The sequence below is a fragment of the Streptomyces sp. NPDC002793 genome (assembly GCF_040295485.1).
Lineage (GTDB): Bacteria > Actinomycetota > Actinomycetes > Streptomycetales > Streptomycetaceae > Streptomyces.
In genome coordinates this window covers 90,225-109,259 of record NZ_JBEOVL010000004.1, presented here as the reverse complement: position 1 = coordinate 109,259, position 19,035 = coordinate 90,225, and the positions used below count along the sequence as shown (strand labels likewise).

Genomic DNA, 19,035 nt, shown 5'->3' with positions numbered 1-19,035 from the left:
TTTCCTTCATGGACGGCTCATGAGGGGCTCACCGCGGCTTCGCAGACTGGGTGACACAGGCCGGAACCGGCCCTGACACACCCCGTGGAGGAGCCCAGGTGAACCTGACCATCCGGCAGACGGTGACGGCGTGCGCCGCGTCGATCGTGTGCGTGGTGCTGCTCGTGCCCGGAGTCGTGCGGGGCCTCGACGTGGACGGTCGGATCACCCTGGTCGTGTTCGCCGTCGCCACCTGCGCCTGGATCGGGACCGCGGTGGACGACACGTACATCGCGCTCGGCGCGGGTCTCGTGCTCGCCGCCGCGGGAGTGATCAGCAGCGACACCCTGTTCGCGACCCTCGGCGACTCCACCGTCTGGCTGCTGATCTGCGCCTTCGTGATCGCCGCCGCGGTGTCGCGCAGCGGGCTCGCGGGCCGGGCGGCGGCCTTCCTGGTCGGCGGGGCCCGCACCGTGCGGCAGCTGGTGCACCTGACGACCACGGCCCTGGTGCTGACCGCGTTCGCCGTGCCGGCGACCTCGGGGCGGGCGGCGCTCGCCCTGCCCGTCTTCCTGGCCCTGGCCAAGGCGCTGTCCGACCGTAAGCGGCTGGTCGTCATGCTGGCGCTGCTCTTCCCCACCGTCATCCTCCTGTCGGCGGTGGCCACGCTCATCGGGGCCGGCGCGCACCTGATCACGGTGTCCGTGCTCTGGGAGGTCACCGGAGAGCGCATCGGCTTCACCCAGTGGCTCCTGCTGGGGCTGCCGCTGGCCGTGGTCGCCTCCCACCTCGCGGCGGAGCTCGTGCTGCTCACCACGACACGGCGGGAGGACCGGCAAGGACCTGTCCGCATCACCGTGGAGGAGATCCAGGAGCACAGCGACAAGCCGGTGACCGGTCCGCTGGAGGCGGGCGAGGCGCGGTGCGCGATGCTGCTGGGCACGGTGGTGCTGCTGTGGTGCAGCGAGCCCCTGCACGGGGTGCCCCCGGCCCTGGTGGCGCTGATCGGCGCGGTCGTCGCCGCGTCACCGGCCCTGGGCACGGTCCGGCTGAAGGACGCCCTGTCGACGGTGCCCTGGTCGCTGCTGCTGTTCATGGCGGCCACGATGGCGATGGGTGCCGCGCTCTCGCAGTCGGGGGCCGCGGAGTGGCTCGTCTCGGGGCTGCCCACCGGCACCGGGGTGCCCACCTGGGCCTTCCTGGCGGTGGTCGTCGTCCTCAGCACCGCCGCTCATCTGGTGCTCCAGTCGCGCTCCGCCCGCTCCAGCGTGCTCGTGCCGCTGGTCGTGGCGGCGGCAGCGGGGCTCGGGATCAACCCGGTGGCCGCCGCCCTGGCCTCCACCGCCGCCGCGGGGTTCTGTCACACCCTGCCCGCCTCCGCCAAGCCGGTGGCCCTCTTCGCCGACATCCCGGACGTCCCGACGTACACCCCACGGGACCTGCTGCGCCTGTCCGCGGTGCTGGCACCGCTGAGCGCGGCGGTCGTCCTGCTCTTCGCGCTCGGCGTCTGGCCGCTGCTCGGCGTCGCGCCCTGACGGAGCGACCGCCCCCCTCCACTTCATCCTTCACCTGCCATCTCAGGAGCAGTCATGCCCGCTACCTACCGTTTCGCCGTCGCACCCAGCGGTTTCAAGGAGTCCCTGTCCGCGCAGGAGGCCGCGCAGGCCATCGCGGAGGGGCTGCTGCGTGTGGTCCCCGACGCCGAGATCGACCTCATCCCGCTCGTCGACGGGGGCGAGGGCACCGCACAGGCGCTGGCCGCCGCCACCGGGGGCCGGCTGGTGCACCGTACGGCGACGGGACCGGTCGGCGAGCCGGTCGCCACGCACTTCGCCCTGCTCGGCGGCTCCACCCACGGGCCCCGCACCGCCGTGGTGGAGATGGCCGCGGTGGCGGGGCTCGGTCTGGTGCCCACGGACCGCCGTGACCCGGTCGCCACGACGACGTACGGAGTCGGCGAGCTCATCCGTGGAGCCCTGGACGCCGGGGCGCACCGCATCCTCGTCGGCTGCGGGGACTCGGGGACGTCCGACGGCGGCGCGGGCGCGCTCCAGGCGCTGGGGGCCCGGCTTCTCGACGCCGACGGACGTGAACTCCCCCCGGGCGGAGGATCCTTGCGCCGTCTCTCCCGCATCGACGCCTCGGGCCTCGACCCCCGGCTCTCCGAGGCGGAGATGCTCGTCGCCTGCAATCCGTACAACGTGCTGTGCGGGCCGCAGGGAGTGGCCCGGGTCTTCGGCCCGCAGAAGGGGGCGACCGCGCGCCAGGTCGAGGAGCTGTCCGAGGCCCTCGACCACTGGGCGGGCGTGCTCGCCCGTGACGTACGCCCCCGCCTGTGCGGCGCGCCGGACACGGCCCCGACGGACTCCCTGCGCCACGGGCCCGGCACCGGTGCCTCGGGCGGGCTCGGCGCGGGTCTCGCCGCGCTCGGCGCGCGGCTGCTCCCGCGCTTCGAGGTGCTGCTCGACCACCTCGACCTGGACGCGCGGCTGGCCCGCGCCGACCTCGTGATCACCGCCGAGGGCGCCCTGGACCTGCAGACCCCGCGCGGCAAGGTGCCCGCCGAGGTGGCGCGCCGGGCCAAGCTCTTCGGCCGCCCGGTGCTCGCCCTGGCCGGGACGATCGGCGAAGGGGCCCAGCAGGTGCGGGAGTCGGGCGTCGACGCGTACAGCGGCATCCTGCCCGCGCCGGTGGGCCTGGCGGAGGCGCTCGACCGGGGCGCTGAGTTCCTCGCCGACGCCTCGGAGCGTGCGCTGCGCATGGTGCTGATCGGGATCGGCCTGACGTCGACCGGCACGCCCGGCCACGGCACACCGGGCCCCCGCGCGGTGGCGCCCGGCGTGCTGGCCCAGGCCGGGCCGTAGCGTGGCGGCATGGATGCGACGGATGCGGCAGGTCCCGCGCCGGGAGCCGAGGACCCGGGATACCCGGCGCACCACGCGCCGCGGTGCGCCGGGCTCGCCGAGCTGGACGCGCTCGTCACGGAGTGCCGGGCCTGTCCCCGGCTGGTGGCCTGGCGGGAGGAGGTCGCCGAGGTCAAGCGCGCGGCCTTCAGGGGCTGGGAGTACTGGGGGCGGCCGGTTGCCGGCTTCGGGCCGCCGGACGCGACGGTGGCGGTGGTCGGACTCGCTCCGGCCGCGCACGGCGGGAACAGGACCGGCCGGATGTTCACCGGCGACGCGGCGGGCGACTTCCTCTTCAGCGCCCTGCACACGGTGGGCCTGGCCTCTCGGCCCACCTCGGCACACGCCGGGGACGGGCTCACCCTGCACGGCGTACGGCTCACCTCGCCCGTGCACTGCGCACCCCCGGCCAACAGGCCCACCCCCGCGGAACGGGACGCATGCCGCCCCTGGCTGGCCTCCGAACTCGACCTGCTGAGCCCCGGGTTGCGTGCGGTGGTGGTACTCGGCGGCTTCGGCTGGCAGGCGCTGCTGCCGGTGCTCGTCGAGGCGGGCTGGCGGCTGCCGCGCCCGCGCCCCGCGTTCGGCCACGGCGCCCACGTCGTGCTGCCGGCCACGGAACACCGGCAGGAGCTGCGTCTGCTGGGCAGTTACCACCCGAGCCAACGCAACACGTTCACCGGGAGGCTCACCATGCCCATGCTGGTCGACGTGCTCCGCGAGGCCGGGAGGGCCGGCGGGCTGCCGGTCTCCTGAGTGCCCGGCGGGTCAGGTCGACTGCTCGTCGGCGAGCTCCGCGACGCCCGTGATCCGGTGCAGCGGATACGTCCTGATCTCGTCGGCCGTGTGGTCGAACGCCGTCACGAAGCCGCCCTCGACCTTGACCGGGGCGATGACCCGCTGGCTGGCCGCGCCGTCCGCGTTGACGTAGCCGATCCAGACCGCCGAGCCGGTCATCGCGGCGGCCTGCACCGTCGCCAGGGTCTCGGCGGACGTCGTGCGGGGGAGGGAACCCGCCGCAGCCGTCTCCGCGGCGTCCTTGTGGACGGCGCGCGCTGCCGTGTCACCGGCCCGGACGGCCCGGACCGCCGCGGTCAGCAGCGTGGAGTCCGGGACCGGCGGCCCCTCCGGGACGGGCACGGGCGGGGTACGCGGCGGAGTGCGGCGGGCGCCCGCGCGGGTGATCAGGACGTCGCCCTCGGCGGATTCGGCGGCCGGCGCGTACCCCATCTCGCGCAGCTCGTCGAGCAGTGACCCCGGGTCGGCCTGTGCGGCCAGGACGGTCGGCGCCAGCCGGCGCAGCCGCAGGGGGGCGGAACGCTTGTCCGCCAGGATCTCGTTGAGCACGGCCTCGTCGTCGCAGCGTACGTACGCCGACGCGGCGCCGATCCGCAGATGGCCGTGGCGGCGCGCCACGTCGTCGATGAGGTAGCTCAGCGGCTGCGGCACCGGCGTACGGCTGTGGGTGGCCAGGAAGGCGTGCAGGTCGGTCGCCGCCTGCCCGGCGTCGAGCGCGCGGCGTACGGAACCGGGGGTGAAGCGGTAGACCGTCGCGCCGCCCTTGGACTCGACGTCGGCGAGCACCGACAGCATCTCGGCGAGCGGGCGTTCCAGCGGGCCGGGGGCGACCGCAGTCAGGTCGGCCTGGAGCAGCACGTGGTCCAGGGCCTCGGGGATCAGCGGGGCGAGGCGGTCGGCGGCCTCGTCGGGGCCCTCGTCGAGCAGCGCCCGGGCCTGCGAGGAGAGGGCCCCGCGTCCGGTGATCCCGAGCAGCTCCGCCTCGTTGACCGTCCACAGGGCGATACGGGAGCGGAGGTCGGAGGCGTCGCCCGGCGCGGGTCCACCCGGCCCCGTGGTGCGCAGCGGGCGTTCCCAGCGGAGCCGGGCGAGCAGGGACTGCGGATCGGGTGCGGTGCCCGGCGGGAGCGAGGCGAACAGGGTCAGGACCCGGTGGCGTACCTCGGGCGCCGCCGAGCGGTCCAGGTCGGGGCCGAGCGCGGACAGGGCCCGGCCCTTGGAGTCCTGGCCGCCGATGAGGCCGGCGGTGCGGGTGGCGGCGAGCCAGGCGGTGGCGAGGTGCGTCCAGCGGTCCTGGGCGGGCAGGTCCAGCCATTCGTCGGAGGCCGGTGTCGGGGCGTACCGCTCGTCGGTCTCGCCGTCGGAGGCCAGCAGGCCGGCCGCGTAGGCGAGCTCGATCCAGAAGGCGGCCACGGGCTCCGTGACGTCGAGCGCCCCGGCGGCACGCTTCAGCTCGCGCACGCTCAGCCCGCCCGCACGGAGGATGGCCGGGCCGCCGTTGTTCCACCGCTTCATCAGCTCCTCGACGGTGGACAGGGCCATGAAGCCCTGGCCCGCCGCGGCTCTGTCCACAGCCTGGGGATCGCGCTCGGCGGCCGTCACCAGCGCCGGCGGCAGGGGCTCGGGCACACGGTGGGCGCGGCCGGCCCGCAGGTGCAGCGCGGCCTCGCGCGGCAGGACGACGGTGCGCGTCGACACGGGCAGCAGCAGCCCGCGGTCACGCAGCCACTGCACGGGTGGGGCGGGATTCGGGGTGACCTCCCCGTACGGCGGCCCCCAGACCAGCCGGTCGAGCACGGACAGCGCCTCGACCGGGGCGGTGTCCAGCAGCTCCGCCATCCTGGTGCGGTCCGTGAACAGTCCGGCCAGCGCGGCCACGGCGGACACCGGGTCGTGGGTGGCCGGAAGTCCGGCGGCGGCCAGGATCTCCTGCAGCCGGCCCGGTGACATCCCGGCGGTGGCCTCGGCGACGGTCGGGCCCAGGCCCGTGGGGGAGGGGTGCTGCGGCGACGGCGCGAGCAGCTCGCGCGCGGTGCGCACGAGGTGCAGCCGGGTGTCCTCGCCCCAGACCAGGGCCTGTTCGCGCAGGGTCGCGAGCGCGGCGGGCAGCGCGGCGGTGATCGCCGCGCCCGCGTCGTCGCGGCCGTGGCCGTCGTCCTGGCCGTCACCGGTGAGGAGTGCGAGCAGCGTGTCGTACGGGGCCGGGTCCGGCGCCACCGCCAGCGCCTCCGCGGTCTGCAGGGCGAAACGGTCGAGGTGCTCCAGCGCTCGGACGACGGAGGCCCGCGTGCCGGCCCGCGTCGCCAGCTGGGTGATGTCGTTCGGCACGGGGCTGAGCAGGTCGGGGCGGGCACGCAGCAGCCCTGCCAGCGATTCGTCGCCCCGGGCGCGCAGGGCTTCGGCGAGCGTGCGCGGTGGTGTGGTCGTCCCCATCCGTCCCACGGTAGCCCCTGGAACGCTACCGTCGGGGCAGGGCGGGTGGAGGGAGAACGTCGCGTGGGCATCGAGAGCGACAAGCTGGTCTACGACTATCTCAGCCGGGTCGGTGACCTGGCGCAGCAACAACAGCTGTCCTCGGGCGACCGGATGAGACTCGTCGCGACGGTGCGGGGCGAGATCGACCGGCAGCGCGGCACGGACGACTCGGACTCTCCGGCGGTGGTCCGGCGCATCCTCGGCAGGCTCGGCGCACCGGGTGAACTGGTGGCCGCTGCGGCGGAGTCGGGCGACGGCGCGGTGCCGCTGCCCTCGCCCCGGGCGGACACGCCCACGGGGGACGTGGGCGCGCGCGGGGTGCCCCGGGCGCGGCGGGGGCTGCTCCGCAAAGACGTTTCGCGCAAGGGCGCGTCGCAGGGGGCCGAGGAGCCGAAGCGGGCCGAGGAGCCGGGCGACGCCGAGTCGAAGGAGGCCCGCCCGGCGAAGACCGTGCTGCGGAAGGCCGAGCCGAGGAAGGCCGAGGTGCCGGAGCCGGCCCCGGACTGGCCGGCGGCCTCCGCACCGCACATGGCGGGCCTGGGGCAGGCCGCCCCGTCCGGGGACGAGACCGAGTGGTGGCGTGTCGAGCCGGGGCCCTTCGGCGAAGACGTACAGGGCGGGCAAGGCGGCCCGGGCGGGCCCGGCGCGATGGGCGTCGGCACGTCCGTGCCGGGCTTCACGGGTGGGCTGCTGAGCCCGGAGCTGTTCGGGATGGAGCCGAAGGCCCCGGCGCCGCGCCCCGCGGTGGAGGCGGAGGAGCCGGAGGAGCCCGGCACGGGAGAGGGCGAGGCGGACGCCGTACCGCCCGCGACCCGTCCCCGGTGGAAGCCGCGGCTGCCCCGCCGTCCCGGGCGGGCCGCCGGGGGCGACGGGGCGGCCGCGCGGCCCCGGCTCTCGAACCCGCTGCTGCTGCTGGCGGCCGCGCTGCTCGTGGCCGGTGCGGTGTCCGGCCAGTGGCTGGCGCTCGCGGGCGGCTGGCTGCTGGCGTACAGCTCGCGCAAGTTCTCGCGCGCGGAGGCCAAGTGGGTCGCGATGGGCCTGCCGGGCGTGGTCGTCGCGGGGGCCTTCGTCTGGCTGTGGGGGCGCATGGACGGGCGCTGGGGCGCACCCCTCGCGGCGGATGCGATGGGCGACGCGATGACCGACGTCTGGCCCGTGGTGGTGCGGGTGGCGGCGGTGGCGTCGGCGCTGTATCTCGTGTGGCGGGCCCGCAGGCTGACGGGCTGACAGGCGGCGCGAGGACGGGGCGACGACGGTCCGGGGCAGGGGCGACGGACGGACCGGGACCGGGGTGACGGAAGACTCGGGACCCAGAGTGTACGTTCGTACATCCCGAGGGGGTAGGCTCGTACGCATGCCGACGGACTACTTCGCCAACGATCCGCGCACCAACCTCGAACGCATGCTCGCGGGCGACCTCTACGTCGCCGACGATCCGGAGATTGCGGCCCGACAGCAGCGCGCGATGCGCCTCGCGGCCCGTTTCCAGGCCGCCTGCACCGAGGACGCCGACGCGGCCCGGGCGCTCCTGGCCGAGCTGTTGGGCTCCGTGGGCGAGGGCGTCGACCTGAGGCCGCCGCTGTACGTCGACTACGGCAGCAACATCAGCATCGGCGCCCGCACCTTCGTCAACTACCACCTCACCGCGCTGGACGTCGCGCGCATCACCATCGGTGAGGACTGCCAGATCGGCCCCAACGTCCAGCTGCTCACCCCGACCCACCCCGTGGAGCCGGGTCCCCGTCGGAACAAGCTGGAAGCCGCGCTGCCCATCACCATCGGTGACAACGTCTGGCTCGGCGGCGGAGTCATCGTGTGCCCCGGGGTGACCATCGGCGACAACTCGGTGATCGGCGCGGGGGCCGTGGTGACCAAGGACATCCCCGCCGACGTCGTCGCCGTGGGCAACCCCGCCCGCGTCATCCGAAGCGTCTGACAGGACCCGTCCCCATGGCCACCGGACGCACCGATCCCCAGCGGCGCGAGCGCATCCTCGCCGCCACGCTCGACCACATCGCGGAGGAGGGTGTCGCCGGCGTGTCCCACCGCAAGATCGCCGGCCGCGCCGACGTCCCGCTGGGATCGATGACGTATCACTTCGGTGGCATCGACGACCTGTTGCGCGAGGCCTTCACCCGCTTCGCCGACCACATCGTGGCCGTCTTCGAGCTGTACCTGGGCCGGGCCGAGACCCCGGACCAGGCTCGGGACGCCGTCATCGACCTCATCCACGTGCTCTCCGAGGGACCACGCCGTGATCTCGTCCTCACCCAGGAGCTCTACACGCTGGCGGCCCGGCGTGACGAGTACCGCGAGCTCACGCACGCGTGGATGAACCGCAGCCGCCGCCTGCTGGAGCAGCACTTCGACCCTGACACGGCACGGCAGCTGGACGCGCTGATCGAAGGACTGGCCCTGCACCGGGCCCTCGACACGGAACCGCAGGGCCGCGAGCTGACGCGGCTGGCGGTGCTGCGCATGACCTCCGGCACCTGAGCCCGGAGGCCCCGAACCGCCTGTGGGGCGCGGACCTGACTCCGCGCCCCACAGGCCTCAGCCCTTATCCCTCACGCCGCCCGGTGCGTGCGCTCCGCGAGCCAGCCGGCCATCGCGCGCACACCGACTCCGATGGCGCGCTCGTCCGGGGAGAAGTCCGGGTAGTGCGGATAGCTAGGTGGATGTCCCGCCGCAGCTCGATGAGGCCGCGCTCCAGGCGTGCCGGCGACGGCCTTGCCCCCTCCCACCAGCCCCGCGCCTGCTGCCGCCGCGCCGGCCACCAACGTGCGGCGTGTCATGCCCTGTTTCCTGGGTCGGTTCACTGCTGCCCCCTCGATCGATGTGGTCGCCGGGACACACCATCGCGCGCACCGGTGCCGCAGCCCATCCGGTGACCCACCGGCCGACGGTGGGGGCAGCACCAGGGGCCGGAGAGACGGGCCGGTCACCCGCGCCGGACGGTCGGCACAATGGGATCCATGCCTTCACACACCTTGACGGTCGGTTTCGACCTCGACATGACGCTCATCGACTCCCGGCCCGGCATCAAGGCCGCCTACGAGAAGCTGGCCGCCGAGACGGGCGCGTACATCGACACCGACCTCGTCGTCAGCCGGCTCGGCCCGCCGCTGGAGGACGAGATGCGGAACTGGTTCCCGGCCGACGCGGTCGACGGGGCGTGCGACCGGTACCGCGCGCTCTACCCGGACACGGCGATCACGCCGACGACCGCGCTGCCCGGCGCCAGGGAGGCCGTCGAGGCCGTCCAGGCGCTCGGCGGCCGGGCGATGGTCGTCACCGCGAAGTACGAGCCGAACGCCAAGCTGCACCTCGCGTACCTCGGCATCGACGCGGACGTGCTGATCGGCGGGCTCTGGGCCGAGGGCAAGGCGGAGGCACTCCTGGAGCACGGCGCGCGGATCTACGTCGGCGACCACACGGGGGACGTCCGGGGAGCGCGCGCGGCGGACGCCCTGTCGGTCGGTGTCACCACCGGCCCGTGCGACGAGGCGGAGCTGCGCGCGGCCGGCGCGGACGTGATCCTGCCGGACCTCACGGCGTTCCCCGCCTGGCTGCGGGCCTTCGCCGCCGCGTGAGCGCGCGCTACTGGGTCGCGGCGCGCTTCGGGGAGTTCTTCCACACCGACCGCACCACCCCCGCGCCCGCGATGAGGAAGCCCAGGCCCATCAGCATGCACACCGCGTAGGCGATGGGCGGGAACGGTTCGGTGCCCAGGAAGAGGGGGGCCACGGTGACCAGAGTGGCCAGTGCGCCGATGAAGAAGACGATCGCGCCGGCCTGTACGAGCCGGTCGCCCGCGCCGGAAGGAGTAGTACTCACCCGGTCAGGGTAGTTCCCAGCTCGGCGGAACCATTCGGCGACGTCTTGTGTCCGGCCCCTGGGCCATTAGCCTGGGGCATGGCGGGTCGGAGGACCCGCTGTACCGCTATCAGGAGCCGTTTCGCGGCTCTCCCGCGCATCGACGAGTACGAGGACGAGGACAGACGTGCCCACGGGTAAGGTCAAATGGTTCAATTCGGAAAAAGGCTTCGGCTTTCTTTCGCGCGACGACGGCGCCGACGTCTTCGTCCATTCCTCCGTACTCCCGGCCGGCGTCGACGCGCTCAAGCCCGGCCAGCGCGTCGAATTCGGTGTGGTCGCGGGCCAGCGCGGTGACCAGGCCCTTTCCGTGGTGGTGCTCGACCCCACGCCCTCCGTCGCCGCCGCGCAGCGGCGCAAGCCGGACGAGCTGGCCTCGATCGTGCAGGACCTGACGACGGTGCTGGAGAACATCACGCCGATGCTGGAGCGGGGCCGCTACCCCGACAAGGCCGCAGGAGCCAAGGTCGCCGGCCTGCTGAGGGCGGTCGCCGACCAGCTCGACGTCTGAGGCGTCCGAGGCGTCCAGAGCGTCCAGGGCGTCCGACGGGAGGCCGGGCCCGCGGGCCCGGCCTCCCGCACGTCAGCGCGCGGCGACGGAGAACGCGTCCGGGGCCAGCGCGGGGACGAGGCCCTCGGCCGCCGCCCGGGTCAGCAGGCCACGGATCGCCGCGTAGCCGTTCTCACCGAGATCGGCCGTGAACTCGTTCACGTAGAGCCCGATGTGCTGGTCCGCCACGGCCGGGTCCATCTCCTGGGCGTGCTCCAGGACGTAGGGCCGCGAGCGCTCCGGGTCGTCCCAGGCCATCCGCACCGACGTACGGATCGCGTCCGACAGCCGGTTCAGCGTCTCCTCGCCCAGCGAGCGCTTGGCGATGATCGCGCCGAGCGGGATCGGCAGGCCGGTGGTCGACTCCCAGTGCTCACCCATGTCGGCGAGGCTGTGCAGGCCGTAGTTCCGGTAGGTGAAACGGGCCTCGTGGATCACCAGTCCGGCGTCCACCCGGCCGTCGCGCACCGCGGGCATGATCTCGTCGAACGGCATGACGACGATCTCGCCCACGCCGTCCGGGACGACCTCGGCCGCCCACAGCCGGAACAGCAGATAGGCGGTCGAGCGCTCGCTCGGCACGGCGACGGTCTTCCCCGTCAGGTCCGCGCCGGGCTCCCGGGTGAGGACGAGCGGCCCGCAGCCGCGTCCGAGGGCGCCGCCGCACGGCAGCAGCGCGTACTCGTCGAGCACGTACGGCAGGACGGCGTACGACACCTTCAGCACGTCGAACTCGCCGCGTTCCGCCATGCCGTTGGTGAGGTCGATGTCGGCGAAGGTGACATCGAGGGCGGGCGCGCCGGGGACCCTTCCGTGCGCCCAGGCGTCGAAGACGAAGGTGTCGTTCGGGCACGGCGAGAAGGCGATCCGCAGCGCGGGGAGCGGTGCGTCCGCGGTGCCGGTCGCGGAGTCGGTCACGGTGTCAGTCACGGTGTCGGTCGAGTCGGTCATGTCGGGTCCAACTTTCCACTACGGGTGCGGTCTTCCCGAACGCCTCGGAGAGGGCCGCCAGGGCGTCGCCGATGCGCCAGGCATCACGGTCGCGCGGCCCCACGGTGTTCGAGACGGCCCGGAGTTCCAGCGCCGGCACGCCGAACCGTTCGGCGGCCTCCGCGACGCCGAAGCCCTCCATGGCCTCGGCGACGGCTCCGGGGTGCGCGGCCAGCAGAGCGGCGGTGCGGGCTGCGCTGCCGGTCACCGTGGACACGGTGAGGACGGGGCCCGGCACGGCGCCGGTGGCCCGGGCCAGGTCGCGCACGAGGGATTCGGGCGGCAGGAAGGTGTCCCTGCCGAAGCCGAGACCGGTGACCGGCACGAAGCCGTCCGGGGTCTCGGCGCCCAGGTCCGCGGCGACGATGCCGGTCGCCACGACGAGGGAGCCGACGGGCGCGGCGGGTGCGAAGCCGCCGCCGATACCGGCCGAGACGACCGCCGCGTACGGCTGCGAGGCGGGCGACGCGGCCAGGGCGAAGGCCGTGGCCGCCGCCGCGGCGGCCGGCCCCGCGCCGCCCGCGAGGACGTCGAAGGGGCCCGCCCGGTGCAGCTCGGCGCCCGGTACCCGTCGGACCTCGGGGCCACCCCCGAAAGCACGCGTGACCGCGTCCCTTTCGGCAGGGACAGCGGTCACGACAAGCACCCGCACAGCGGTGGTCCTCGGGGTCGGAGGGTGGGTCAGGGGCAGGAGGGGTCAGGACGTCTTGGTGAGCTGGAAGTGCCAGATGCCCGTGAGCTTCTGCCCCTGGGTCTCGACGATGCTGACCTGTGTCTTGTCCGCCGTGGTCTCGCCGGTCTGGCTGGCGAAGAAGGCGCTGCCGGGGATCGTCCGGTAGGTCTTCTTGTACGGCTCCTGCTCGGCCTGCTGGCCGTTGATGAAGAGGGTCCAGCCCTTCTCGGCGACCTCGGGGTCGACACCGAAGCGGACCTTGTCGTCCATCGCGACCTCGACGGACTTCTCCGCCTTCTTGTTGAGGCAGCCCTGGATCTCGGACTCCTTCAGGGCCTTGCCGTCGTTGTAGCAGGACGCCTCGGTGTGCACCGAGTTGTCGCCGACCGTCACGGTGGCGAGCGGCGTCGGCTTGTCGCAGGCGGACAGGACAAGGAGTCCCGCGGACACGGCACCAAGAGCGACGCCGATTCGACGGCCCTTACCGGAGAAGAACGCAACGGTCATGTGGCGAAGGCTATCGGTCGGTGCCGCTCACGCCACGCGGGGGTGCGGCGAGCCGCGCCGCGCGGCTCCCAGGAGGCCCCGTACGGAGGCAGCGGCACCGAGGGCGAGCAGCCCGGCGGCGACGGACATGCCGAGCGCTCCGCTGAGGGGGAGGGCGATACCGATCGCACCGCCGACGACCCACGCCATCTGCAGCAGCGTCTCCGAGCGGGCGAAGGCCGACGTACGCACCTCCTCCGGGACGTCGCGCTGGATCATCGCGTCCAGCGACAGCTTCGACAGGGCCTGGGTGAAACCGGCCACCGCTGCCAGGGCCGCGACCACGACGGTGCTGAAGAACACCGCGGCGAGCACCGCGACCCCCAGGGCGAGCCCCAGCACCGTCGCGACGATCACCTCGGGGCCGCGCGCCCTGAGCCACGAGCCCACCGCCGTGCCGCAGGCGTTCCCGGTACCGGCCGCGACGCCGACGATGCCGAGGGAGACGGCGGCGCTCTGACCCGCCAGCGGGTGCTCGCGCAGCAGGAACGCCAGGAAGAAGATGAGGAAGCCGGAGAGCGCGCGGTGCGAGGCGTTCGCCTGGAGGCCGTGCAGGACGGACGGCCCCACCGACCGCAGCCCGGGCGGCTTCCCCCGCCCGTTCCTGCGCCCGGCCCTCGTGCTGCCGCTCCTGCCGCCCCCGGCCTCGTCGCGGGGGACGGCGGGGCGGGCCCCCTCCTCGTGCGGGACGACGAGGCGGGCCTTCCGCTCGCCCTTCGCGGAGTCGACCTTCGGGGGCAGCGTGAAGGCGAGGACGGTGCCGCCGAGGAAGATCGCGCACGCCCCGTAGAGCGGCCAGGGGGACCCGATGGTCTGCAGCCCCGCCCCGATCGGCGCCGCGACACCGGTGGCCAGCAGCCCGGCCAGGGTCACCCGCGCGTTGGCCTTCACCAGGGAGAAGCGGGGTGGCAGGAGCCGGGGCACCACGGCGCTGCGCACGACCCCGTACGCCTTCGAACTGACCAGGACGCCCAGGGCCGCCGGATAGAGCTCCAGGCCGCCCGTGGCGACCGCGCCCGACATCGTGATCGCGAGGACGACCCGGGCGAACATCGCCCCGGCCATCGCGGCCCGGCGGCCGTGCGGCAGCCGGTCGAGAAGCGGGCCGATCACCGGGGCGAGCAGGGTGAAGGGCGCCATCGTGACGGCGAGGTAGAGGGCGACGCGCCCGCGCGCCTCGTCGGTCGGCACGGAGAAGAACACCGTGGAGGCCAGCGCCACGGTGATCATGACGTCCCCGGCGCCGTTGACCGCGTGCAGCTCGATCAGCTTGCCGAGGCCGGACTCGCCCGCCCCATGGGCGTGGGTCGCCTTCCGGATCCCGCGTGCGGTGCCCGAGAACGGGGCCCGCAGGGCACGGCCCATCGCCCGGACCGCCCTGCGGAGCGGACCGGACCCGTCGGACGACCTGGCGGCAGCCACGTGGTCATAGTGCCCCACCCCCTGCCCGGACGAACCCATGATCGGGCCGGGGCGTGGCGGCGGCCGCTCCGTCGGGTGATCCGGCCCGGCCCCGGAACGGGTGGACGGCACCACGGCGGCGGGCGGATCGGCCCCGACACCGAGAGGGCTCCGGCCGGGCAACCTGTCCAGTTCGGGACGGCAGGTGGGCGTGGAGCGGCGGAGAGGGTAGCGTGCACTCACGCGCCACCGGCGGTTGTACTTGGCCGCGCGCCTCTCCGCGATCCCGCAGAATGGGTGGCAGAAGGCGCGCCCGAGGCAGGCACAACGGGTGTGGACGTCGACGCGGCCCCCTGGTCCGCTCCGCCCACAACTGTCATGGCCGAAATCGGACATCGATGGAGCTGCTGGCGCGCTCGTGAGACGGCGTATGGAGAGAAGCGAGACCTGTGAGTGCTGCGACGACGCGAAGCCGTACGGCCCGTACCCCCGCCCCTGACCGTCTGTGCGCCGAGGCGGTAGACCTCGCACGCGCGGCGGCGGAAGAGGCCGCCGCGCCAGGAGTGGTGGGTGAGCACGTGGCCCTGGTCTCCGAAGGTGACCGGGTCGTCACGCACTACTTCGAGTCCAAGGAGCCCGGCTACCGGGGCTGGCGCTGGGCGGTGACGGTCGCCAGGGCCTCCCGCGCCAAGAACGTCACCCTTGACGAAACGGTGCTGCTGCCCGGGTCCGACGCGCTCCTCGCCCCTGAGTGGGTGCCCTGGAGCGAGCGGCTGCGGCCCGGTGACATGGGCCCCGGCGACCTCCTGCCCACCGAGGCGGAGGACCCACGCCTGGAGCCCGGCTGGACGGGCGAGGACGAGCCCCTGCCGAACAGCGCCGTCTCCGAGGTGTCGCAGGAGCTGGCCGCCCTCGCCGACGTCGAGGACGCGGAGCTGACGGCGCGGCCCGCGACGAGCCGCGGTTCGATCGCCGCGGTCGCCGACGAGCTCGGCACGCGGCGCGCACGGGTGCTGTCCCGGTACGGGCTGCGGCTGGCGGCGGACCGCTGGGACGAGGAGTTCGGTGCGAAGACGCCCATGGCGCAGGCGGCACCGGCGTCCTGCGTCACCTGTGCCTTCCTGGTGCCCATGGCGGGCTCTCTGAAGCAGGCCTTCGGGGTCTGCGCGAACGAGTTCGCCCCGGCGGACGGCCGCGTGGTCTCCCTGTCGTACGGCTGCGGGGGGCACTCCGAGGCGGCGGTCATGCCGAAGACGCCGAAGCCCGCGCACGCGCTGGACACGATGCGGGTCGACGACTACGCCCTGCGCCCCGCCGACGGCTCCGGCTCGGTCCCTGACCGGCCTGACGGCTCGACGGAGGACCTCGGCCACTCCTGACTCCGCAGACCGGGGAGGGCGGCGGCCACCGGCTTCCCGGTCGCGGTACCTTCGGGCGCACACTGGGCGTCACGGGGTCACCGGAAGAGCGGAGTACGAGCGTGGGCATGAATGCGACCGAGGGGGCCGATCCGTTCGGGACGGCGCGACTGCGGCGCGGCGTGCTCGACGCCTGGGGCGCCGGCCCCGCGCGCTTCCGTGAGGACGCCAACGCCGAGGAGGACCTCGCCCTGGGCGGCTACCGCGACCGTCTGGTCGTCGAGCTGGCCCAGAACGCCGCGGACGCCGCCGCCCGCGCCGGTGTCCCCGGCCGACTGCGCCTCACCCTGCACGACGCGGGCGAGGACACCCCCGCCGTCCTCGCCGCCGCCAACACCGGCGCGCCCCTGGACGCGACCGGCGTCGAGTCGCTGAGCACCCTGCGGGCCTCCGCCAAGCGCGAGGGCCACGAGTCGGCCGTCGGCCGCTTCGGCGTCGGATTCGCCGCCGTGCTGGCGGTCAGTGACGAGCCCGCCGTCGTCGGGCGCCACGGCGGCGTCCGCTGGTCCCTCGCGGAGGCACGCGACCTCGCGCGGCAGGCGGCCGTCGGCAGCCCCGGCCTCGGGGACGAGCTGCGCCGCCGCGACGGACACGTACCGCTGCTGCGGCTGCCGCTGCCCGCCGAGGGCACCGCACCCGACGGTTACGACACCGTCGTCGTCCTGCCGCTCCGCGACGGCGTCGCCGAGGACCTCGTCGGCAGGCTGCTCGACGGGGTGGACGACGCGCTGCTCCTGACGCTGTCCGGCCTCGACGAGGTCGTGATCGAGACCTCCGCCGGCGTACGGACGCTGAGCCGCTCGCAGCACGGCCCGTACACGCACGTCGACGACTCCGCGCACGGGCTCCACCGCTGGCGCACCACCACCGCCCAGGGCGCCCTGGAGCCCACGCTGCTGGCCGACCGGCCCGTCGAGGAACGGCTGCGGCCCTACTGGTCCGTGACGTGGGCCGTGCCCGTGGACGAGGACGGGGCGCCCCAGCACCCCCGTACGGCACCCGTCGTGCACGCGCCGACCCCCACCGACGAACCCCTCGGCGTCCCCGCGCTGCTCATCGCCTCGCTGCCGCTCGACACCACCCGCCGGCACCCCGCGCAGGGCCCTCTGACCGACTTCCTGGTGGAACGCGCGGCAGACGCCTACGCCGAACTGCTGGCCGGCTGGGAGCCCGTCTCCGTGGCCACGATCGCGCTGGTGCCCGGCGTCCTCGGCAAGGGACAGCTCGACGGTGCGCTGCGGGCCGCGATCCTGGAGCGGCTGCCCCGGGTCGCGTTCCTGGAGCCCGCCGCGCCCCGGGACCCGGCCGAGGCGGCGGACCGGTGGGACGACTGGGACGGCGGCGCGGCCCCGCGCCCCGGGACGACCGCGCTGCGTCCGGTCGAGGCCGAGGTGGTCGAGGGCGTGGGCGACGCGACCGTACGCGTCCTCGCCGAGGTGCTGCCCTGCCTGCTGCCCGCCGGCCTGGAGCGCCGCCCCGAGCTGCGCGCGCTCGGCGTCGCCCGGGTCCCGCTGACCGAGGCCATCGACCGGCTGGCCGGTCTGGAGCGCGCCCCGGACTGGTGGCGGCGGCTGTACGACAGCCTGGCCGGCGTCGACCCCGACCGGCTCTCCGGGCTGCCCGTGCCCCTCGCGGGCTCCGAGGGCACCCCGCGCACCACCATCGGCCCCCGGCAGGTCCTCCTGCCGCTGCCGGACGCGCCGTCCTCCCCCGTCCTCGGCCGGCTGGCCCGGCTCGGGCTGAAGATGGCCCACCCGGACGCCGCGCACCCCCTGCTGGAGAAGCTGGGCGCCCTGCCCGCCACCCCCCGCGCCGTCCTGACGACCCCGCAGGTCCGGGCCGCCGTCGCCGGTTCGCTGGAGGCGGGCGAGGTGTGGGACGAGGACGCCCTGGACGGCGACGAGCTCGCCGAGACCGTCCTCACGCTCGTGCGCGACGCCGACCTCGAACCCGGGGACGAGCCCTGGCTGGGCGCGCTCGCCCTGCCTGACGAGGACGGCGAACCCGCGCCCGCCGGTGAACTCGTGCTGCCGGACAGCCCGTTCGCCCAGGTGATGCGCGAGGGCGAACTCGCCCTGTGCGACGCGGAACTGGCCGAGCGCTGGGGCGAACAGCCCCTGACCGCCTGCGGGGTGCTGGCCACCTTCGCCCTCGTACGGGCCACCGACGTCGTCCTGGACCCGGACGAACTGGAGCCCCGCGACACCGACTTCGCCGAGCCGGACGACGCCGGACTGCTCGACGCCGTCGACGTGTGGTGCGAGGACCTCCTGGACCAGCTCCCGGACACCCCGGTGCCGCCGGTCGCCACCGAGATCGTCGCCGTACGCGACCTGGACCTCGTCGACGACGACGCCTGGCCGCAGGCCCTGGCGATGCTGGCCCGCCCGCCGCTGCGCGACGCGCTGACCCAGCCGGTACGGGTGTTGCTCCCGGACGGCACGACGCAGTCCGTACGGCCCTACACGGCGTGGTGGCTGCGTGATCACCCCGTGCTCGACGGACGGCGTCCGGCCGGGCTGCGCGCGGCGGGCGGCGACCCGCGCCTGGCCGGCCTGTACGACTCCGCCGACGCGACGGGCTTCGACGACGCGCAGGTGCTGCGCGCCCTCGGCGTACGGACCTCGGTGGCCGGGCTCCTGGACGAGCCGGGCGGGGCGGCCGAGCTGCTGGGCCGGCTCGCCGACGAGGAGCGCCCGGTCGGCCCCGTGCAGCTGCACTCGCTGTACACGGCGCTCGCCGAGCTGGATCCCGAACAGGTCACGCTCCCCGACGAGTTGCGGGCCGTGGTGGACGACGAGGTGCGGGTCGTCGACGCGGCGGACGTCGTGATCGCCGACGCCCCCGACCTGCTGCCGCTGACCGGCGGACTCCCGCTGCTGCCGGTGGCCCCGGCGCGGGCGGCCGAGCTCGCGGACCTTCTCCAGGTGCGGCGGCTCGGCGAGAGCGTCGAGGCCCTGGTGACGTCGGAGGGCGAGGAGCACCGGGTTCCCGAGTCCGTACGCATCCTGCTCGGAGCCGGGACCCCCGAGACCTATGTCGAGCACGGCGAACTGCGCGCCGGCGGCGTCGAGCTGGACTGGCGCCGCACCCCTGACGGGGTGGTCCACGCGTCCACGGTGGAGGGCGTGGCCGCGGGCCTCGCCTGGGCGGCCGGCCAGTGGCCACGCCGCTTCGAGGTGGCAGCGCTGCTGGAGGACCCGTCCCGCACCGAGGAGTTGGCCAGGGACCGCTGGTTCGACTGAACGGCCGGCCGGCCTGGTGGTCGGTCCGGACGACCCTGACCGCCGCGATGTCCCTCGGGGGCGTGGGTGTTGATACCGCGCCCCCGGATACCCCGATTCGGCCCAGGTATGCGATCTTCACGAAAAAGTCGCGCCAAGGGCACAACCTTTCATGCTTGTTCACTGTCTGTTCGTTCGAGTC

The 19,035-nt window shown here is 74.6% G+C and carries 17 protein-coding genes; 10 read left to right on the top strand and 7 right to left on the bottom strand.

Features of this window, described 5'->3' with window-relative positions; translation table 11 throughout:
• The first annotated feature begins 98 nt into the window (after positions 1 to 98).
• Genes ABT001_RS05355 through ABT001_RS05345 form a run of 3 tightly spaced genes read left to right on the top strand, consistent with a single transcriptional unit; the run spans position 99 to position 3,638 of the window.
• A complete protein-coding gene (locus tag ABT001_RS05355; RefSeq protein ID WP_351272686.1) occupies positions 99 to 1,514 on the top strand; it encodes an SLC13 family permease in 1,416 nt (471 codons plus the stop codon).
• A 54-nt stretch (positions 1,515 to 1,568) separates the two neighbouring features.
• Complete coding sequence (locus ABT001_RS05350; protein ID WP_351272684.1) at positions 1,569 to 2,843, top strand: glycerate kinase family protein; 1,275 nt, start codon at positions 1,569 to 1,571, stop codon at positions 2,841 to 2,843.
• A 9-nt stretch (positions 2,844 to 2,852) separates the two neighbouring features.
• Positions 2,853 to 3,638 carry a uracil-DNA glycosylase gene (locus ABT001_RS05345; RefSeq protein WP_351272681.1) on the top strand — a complete coding sequence of 262 codons (786 nt, stop codon included), beginning with the start codon at positions 2,853 to 2,855 and terminating at the stop codon, positions 3,636 to 3,638.
• Positions 3,639 to 3,650: 12 nt separating this feature from the next.
• Here the strand turns inward: ABT001_RS05345 and ABT001_RS05340 are convergent, their stop codons facing one another.
• On the bottom strand, positions 3,651 to 6,113 hold the full coding sequence (locus ABT001_RS05340) for a helicase-associated domain-containing protein (RefSeq protein WP_351272679.1): 2,463 nt from the start codon (positions 6,111 to 6,113) through the stop codon (positions 3,651 to 3,653).
• A gap of 63 nt (positions 6,114 to 6,176) precedes the next feature.
• Here ABT001_RS05340 and ABT001_RS05335 point away from each other — a divergent pair, with 63 nt between their 5' ends.
• The 3 genes from ABT001_RS05335 (at position 6,177) to ABT001_RS05325 (ending at position 8,651) form a co-directional block, all read left to right on the top strand.
• Complete coding sequence (locus ABT001_RS05335) at positions 6,177 to 7,382, top strand: hypothetical protein (RefSeq protein WP_351272676.1); 1,206 nt, start codon at positions 6,177 to 6,179, stop codon at positions 7,380 to 7,382.
• Between the two features lie 127 nt (positions 7,383 to 7,509).
• Positions 7,510 to 8,091, top strand: a complete 582-nt coding sequence (locus tag ABT001_RS05330) for a sugar O-acetyltransferase (protein ID WP_351272673.1) — start codon at positions 7,510 to 7,512, stop codon at positions 8,089 to 8,091.
• Positions 8,092 to 8,105: 14 nt separating this feature from the next.
• Positions 8,106 to 8,651, top strand: a complete 546-nt coding sequence (locus ABT001_RS05325) for a TetR/AcrR family transcriptional regulator (RefSeq protein ID WP_351272670.1) — start codon at positions 8,106 to 8,108, stop codon at positions 8,649 to 8,651.
• Positions 8,652 to 8,722: 71 nt separating this feature from the next.
• Here ABT001_RS05325 and ABT001_RS05320 read toward each other — a convergent pair whose 3' ends face one another.
• Positions 8,723 to 8,950, bottom strand: coding sequence for a hypothetical protein (locus ABT001_RS05320; RefSeq protein WP_351273098.1), 228 nt, complete (start codon positions 8,948 to 8,950; stop codon positions 8,723 to 8,725).
• 171 nt (positions 8,951 to 9,121) lie between these two features.
• Here ABT001_RS05320 and ABT001_RS05315 point away from each other — a divergent pair, with 171 nt between their 5' ends.
• On the top strand, positions 9,122 to 9,748 hold the full coding sequence (locus ABT001_RS05315; protein ID WP_502967423.1) for an HAD family hydrolase: 627 nt from the start codon (positions 9,122 to 9,124) through the stop codon (positions 9,746 to 9,748).
• A 7-nt stretch (positions 9,749 to 9,755) separates the two neighbouring features.
• Here ABT001_RS05315 and ABT001_RS05310 read toward each other — a convergent pair whose 3' ends face one another.
• Positions 9,756 to 9,992 (bottom strand): hypothetical protein, encoded by a 237-nt coding sequence (locus ABT001_RS05310; protein ID WP_351272665.1) that lies wholly within the window; start codon positions 9,990 to 9,992, stop codon positions 9,756 to 9,758.
• Between the two features lie 166 nt (positions 9,993 to 10,158).
• On the opposite strand from ABT001_RS05310, the gene ABT001_RS05305 reads away from it, so the two are divergent.
• Entirely contained in the window at positions 10,159 to 10,542 is a 384-nt protein-coding gene (locus tag ABT001_RS05305; RefSeq protein ID WP_351272662.1) for a cold-shock protein, read from the top strand.
• Between the two features lie 72 nt (positions 10,543 to 10,614).
• On the opposite strand, the gene ABT001_RS05300 is transcribed toward ABT001_RS05305, so the two are convergent.
• Genes ABT001_RS05300 through ABT001_RS05285 form a run of 4 tightly spaced genes read right to left on the bottom strand, consistent with a single transcriptional unit; the run spans position 10,615 to position 14,212 of the window.
• The gene (locus ABT001_RS05300) at positions 10,615 to 11,532 is read right to left on the bottom strand and encodes a 1,4-dihydroxy-6-naphtoate synthase (RefSeq protein WP_351272659.1); all 918 of its coding nucleotides are present in this window, start codon (positions 11,530 to 11,532) and stop codon (positions 10,615 to 10,617) included.
• A complete protein-coding gene (locus tag ABT001_RS05295; RefSeq protein ID WP_351272657.1) occupies positions 11,504 to 12,223 on the bottom strand; it encodes a futalosine hydrolase in 720 nt (239 codons plus the stop codon). Before ABT001_RS05295 ends, ABT001_RS05300 begins: the two co-directional genes overlap by 29 nt.
• A gap of 45 nt (positions 12,224 to 12,268) precedes the next feature.
• Entirely contained in the window at positions 12,269 to 12,751 is a 483-nt protein-coding gene (locus tag ABT001_RS05290; RefSeq protein ID WP_351272654.1) for a DUF2771 domain-containing protein, read from the bottom strand.
• Between the two features lie 27 nt (positions 12,752 to 12,778).
• Positions 12,779 to 14,212, bottom strand: a complete 1,434-nt coding sequence (locus tag ABT001_RS05285; RefSeq protein ID WP_351272652.1) for an MFS transporter — start codon at positions 14,210 to 14,212, stop codon at positions 12,779 to 12,781.
• A gap of 428 nt (positions 14,213 to 14,640) precedes the next feature.
• Here ABT001_RS05285 and ABT001_RS05280 point away from each other — a divergent pair, with 428 nt between their 5' ends.
• Together ABT001_RS05280 and ABT001_RS05275 are read left to right on the top strand one after the other, a co-directional pair.
• Entirely contained in the window at positions 14,641 to 15,570 is a 930-nt protein-coding gene (locus ABT001_RS05280) for a DUF3027 domain-containing protein (protein ID WP_351272649.1), read from the top strand.
• A gap of 107 nt (positions 15,571 to 15,677) precedes the next feature.
• On the top strand, positions 15,678 to 18,854 hold the full coding sequence (locus ABT001_RS05275; protein WP_351272646.1) for a sacsin N-terminal ATP-binding-like domain-containing protein: 3,177 nt from the start codon (positions 15,678 to 15,680) through the stop codon (positions 18,852 to 18,854).
• Positions 18,855 to 19,035: the final 181 nt, after the last annotated feature.

Coding starts and splice junctions, on each gene's coding strand:
- ABT001_RS05330 (WP_351272673.1), top strand. CDS start 7,510: ATGCCGACGGACTACTTCGCCAACGATCCGCGCACCAACCTCGAACGC.
- ABT001_RS05300 (WP_351272659.1), bottom strand. CDS start 11,532: ATGACCGACTCGACCGACACCGTGACTGACACCGTGACCGACTCCGCG.
- ABT001_RS05340 (WP_351272679.1), bottom strand. CDS start 6,113: ATGGGGACGACCACACCACCGCGCACGCTCGCCGAAGCCCTGCGCGCC.
- ABT001_RS05275 (WP_351272646.1), top strand. CDS start 15,678: ATGAATGCGACCGAGGGGGCCGATCCGTTCGGGACGGCGCGACTGCGG.
- ABT001_RS05325 (WP_351272670.1), top strand. CDS start 8,106: ATGGCCACCGGACGCACCGATCCCCAGCGGCGCGAGCGCATCCTCGCC.
- ABT001_RS05320 (WP_351273098.1), bottom strand. CDS start 8,950: ATGACACGCCGCACGTTGGTGGCCGGCGCGGCGGCAGCAGGCGCGGGG.
- ABT001_RS05290 (WP_351272654.1), bottom strand. CDS start 12,751: ATGACCGTTGCGTTCTTCTCCGGTAAGGGCCGTCGAATCGGCGTCGCT.
- ABT001_RS05345 (WP_351272681.1), top strand. CDS start 2,853: ATGGATGCGACGGATGCGGCAGGTCCCGCGCCGGGAGCCGAGGACCCG.
- ABT001_RS05350 (WP_351272684.1), top strand. CDS start 1,569: ATGCCCGCTACCTACCGTTTCGCCGTCGCACCCAGCGGTTTCAAGGAG.
- ABT001_RS05315 (WP_502967423.1), top strand. CDS start 9,122: ATGGGATCCATGCCTTCACACACCTTGACGGTCGGTTTCGACCTCGAC.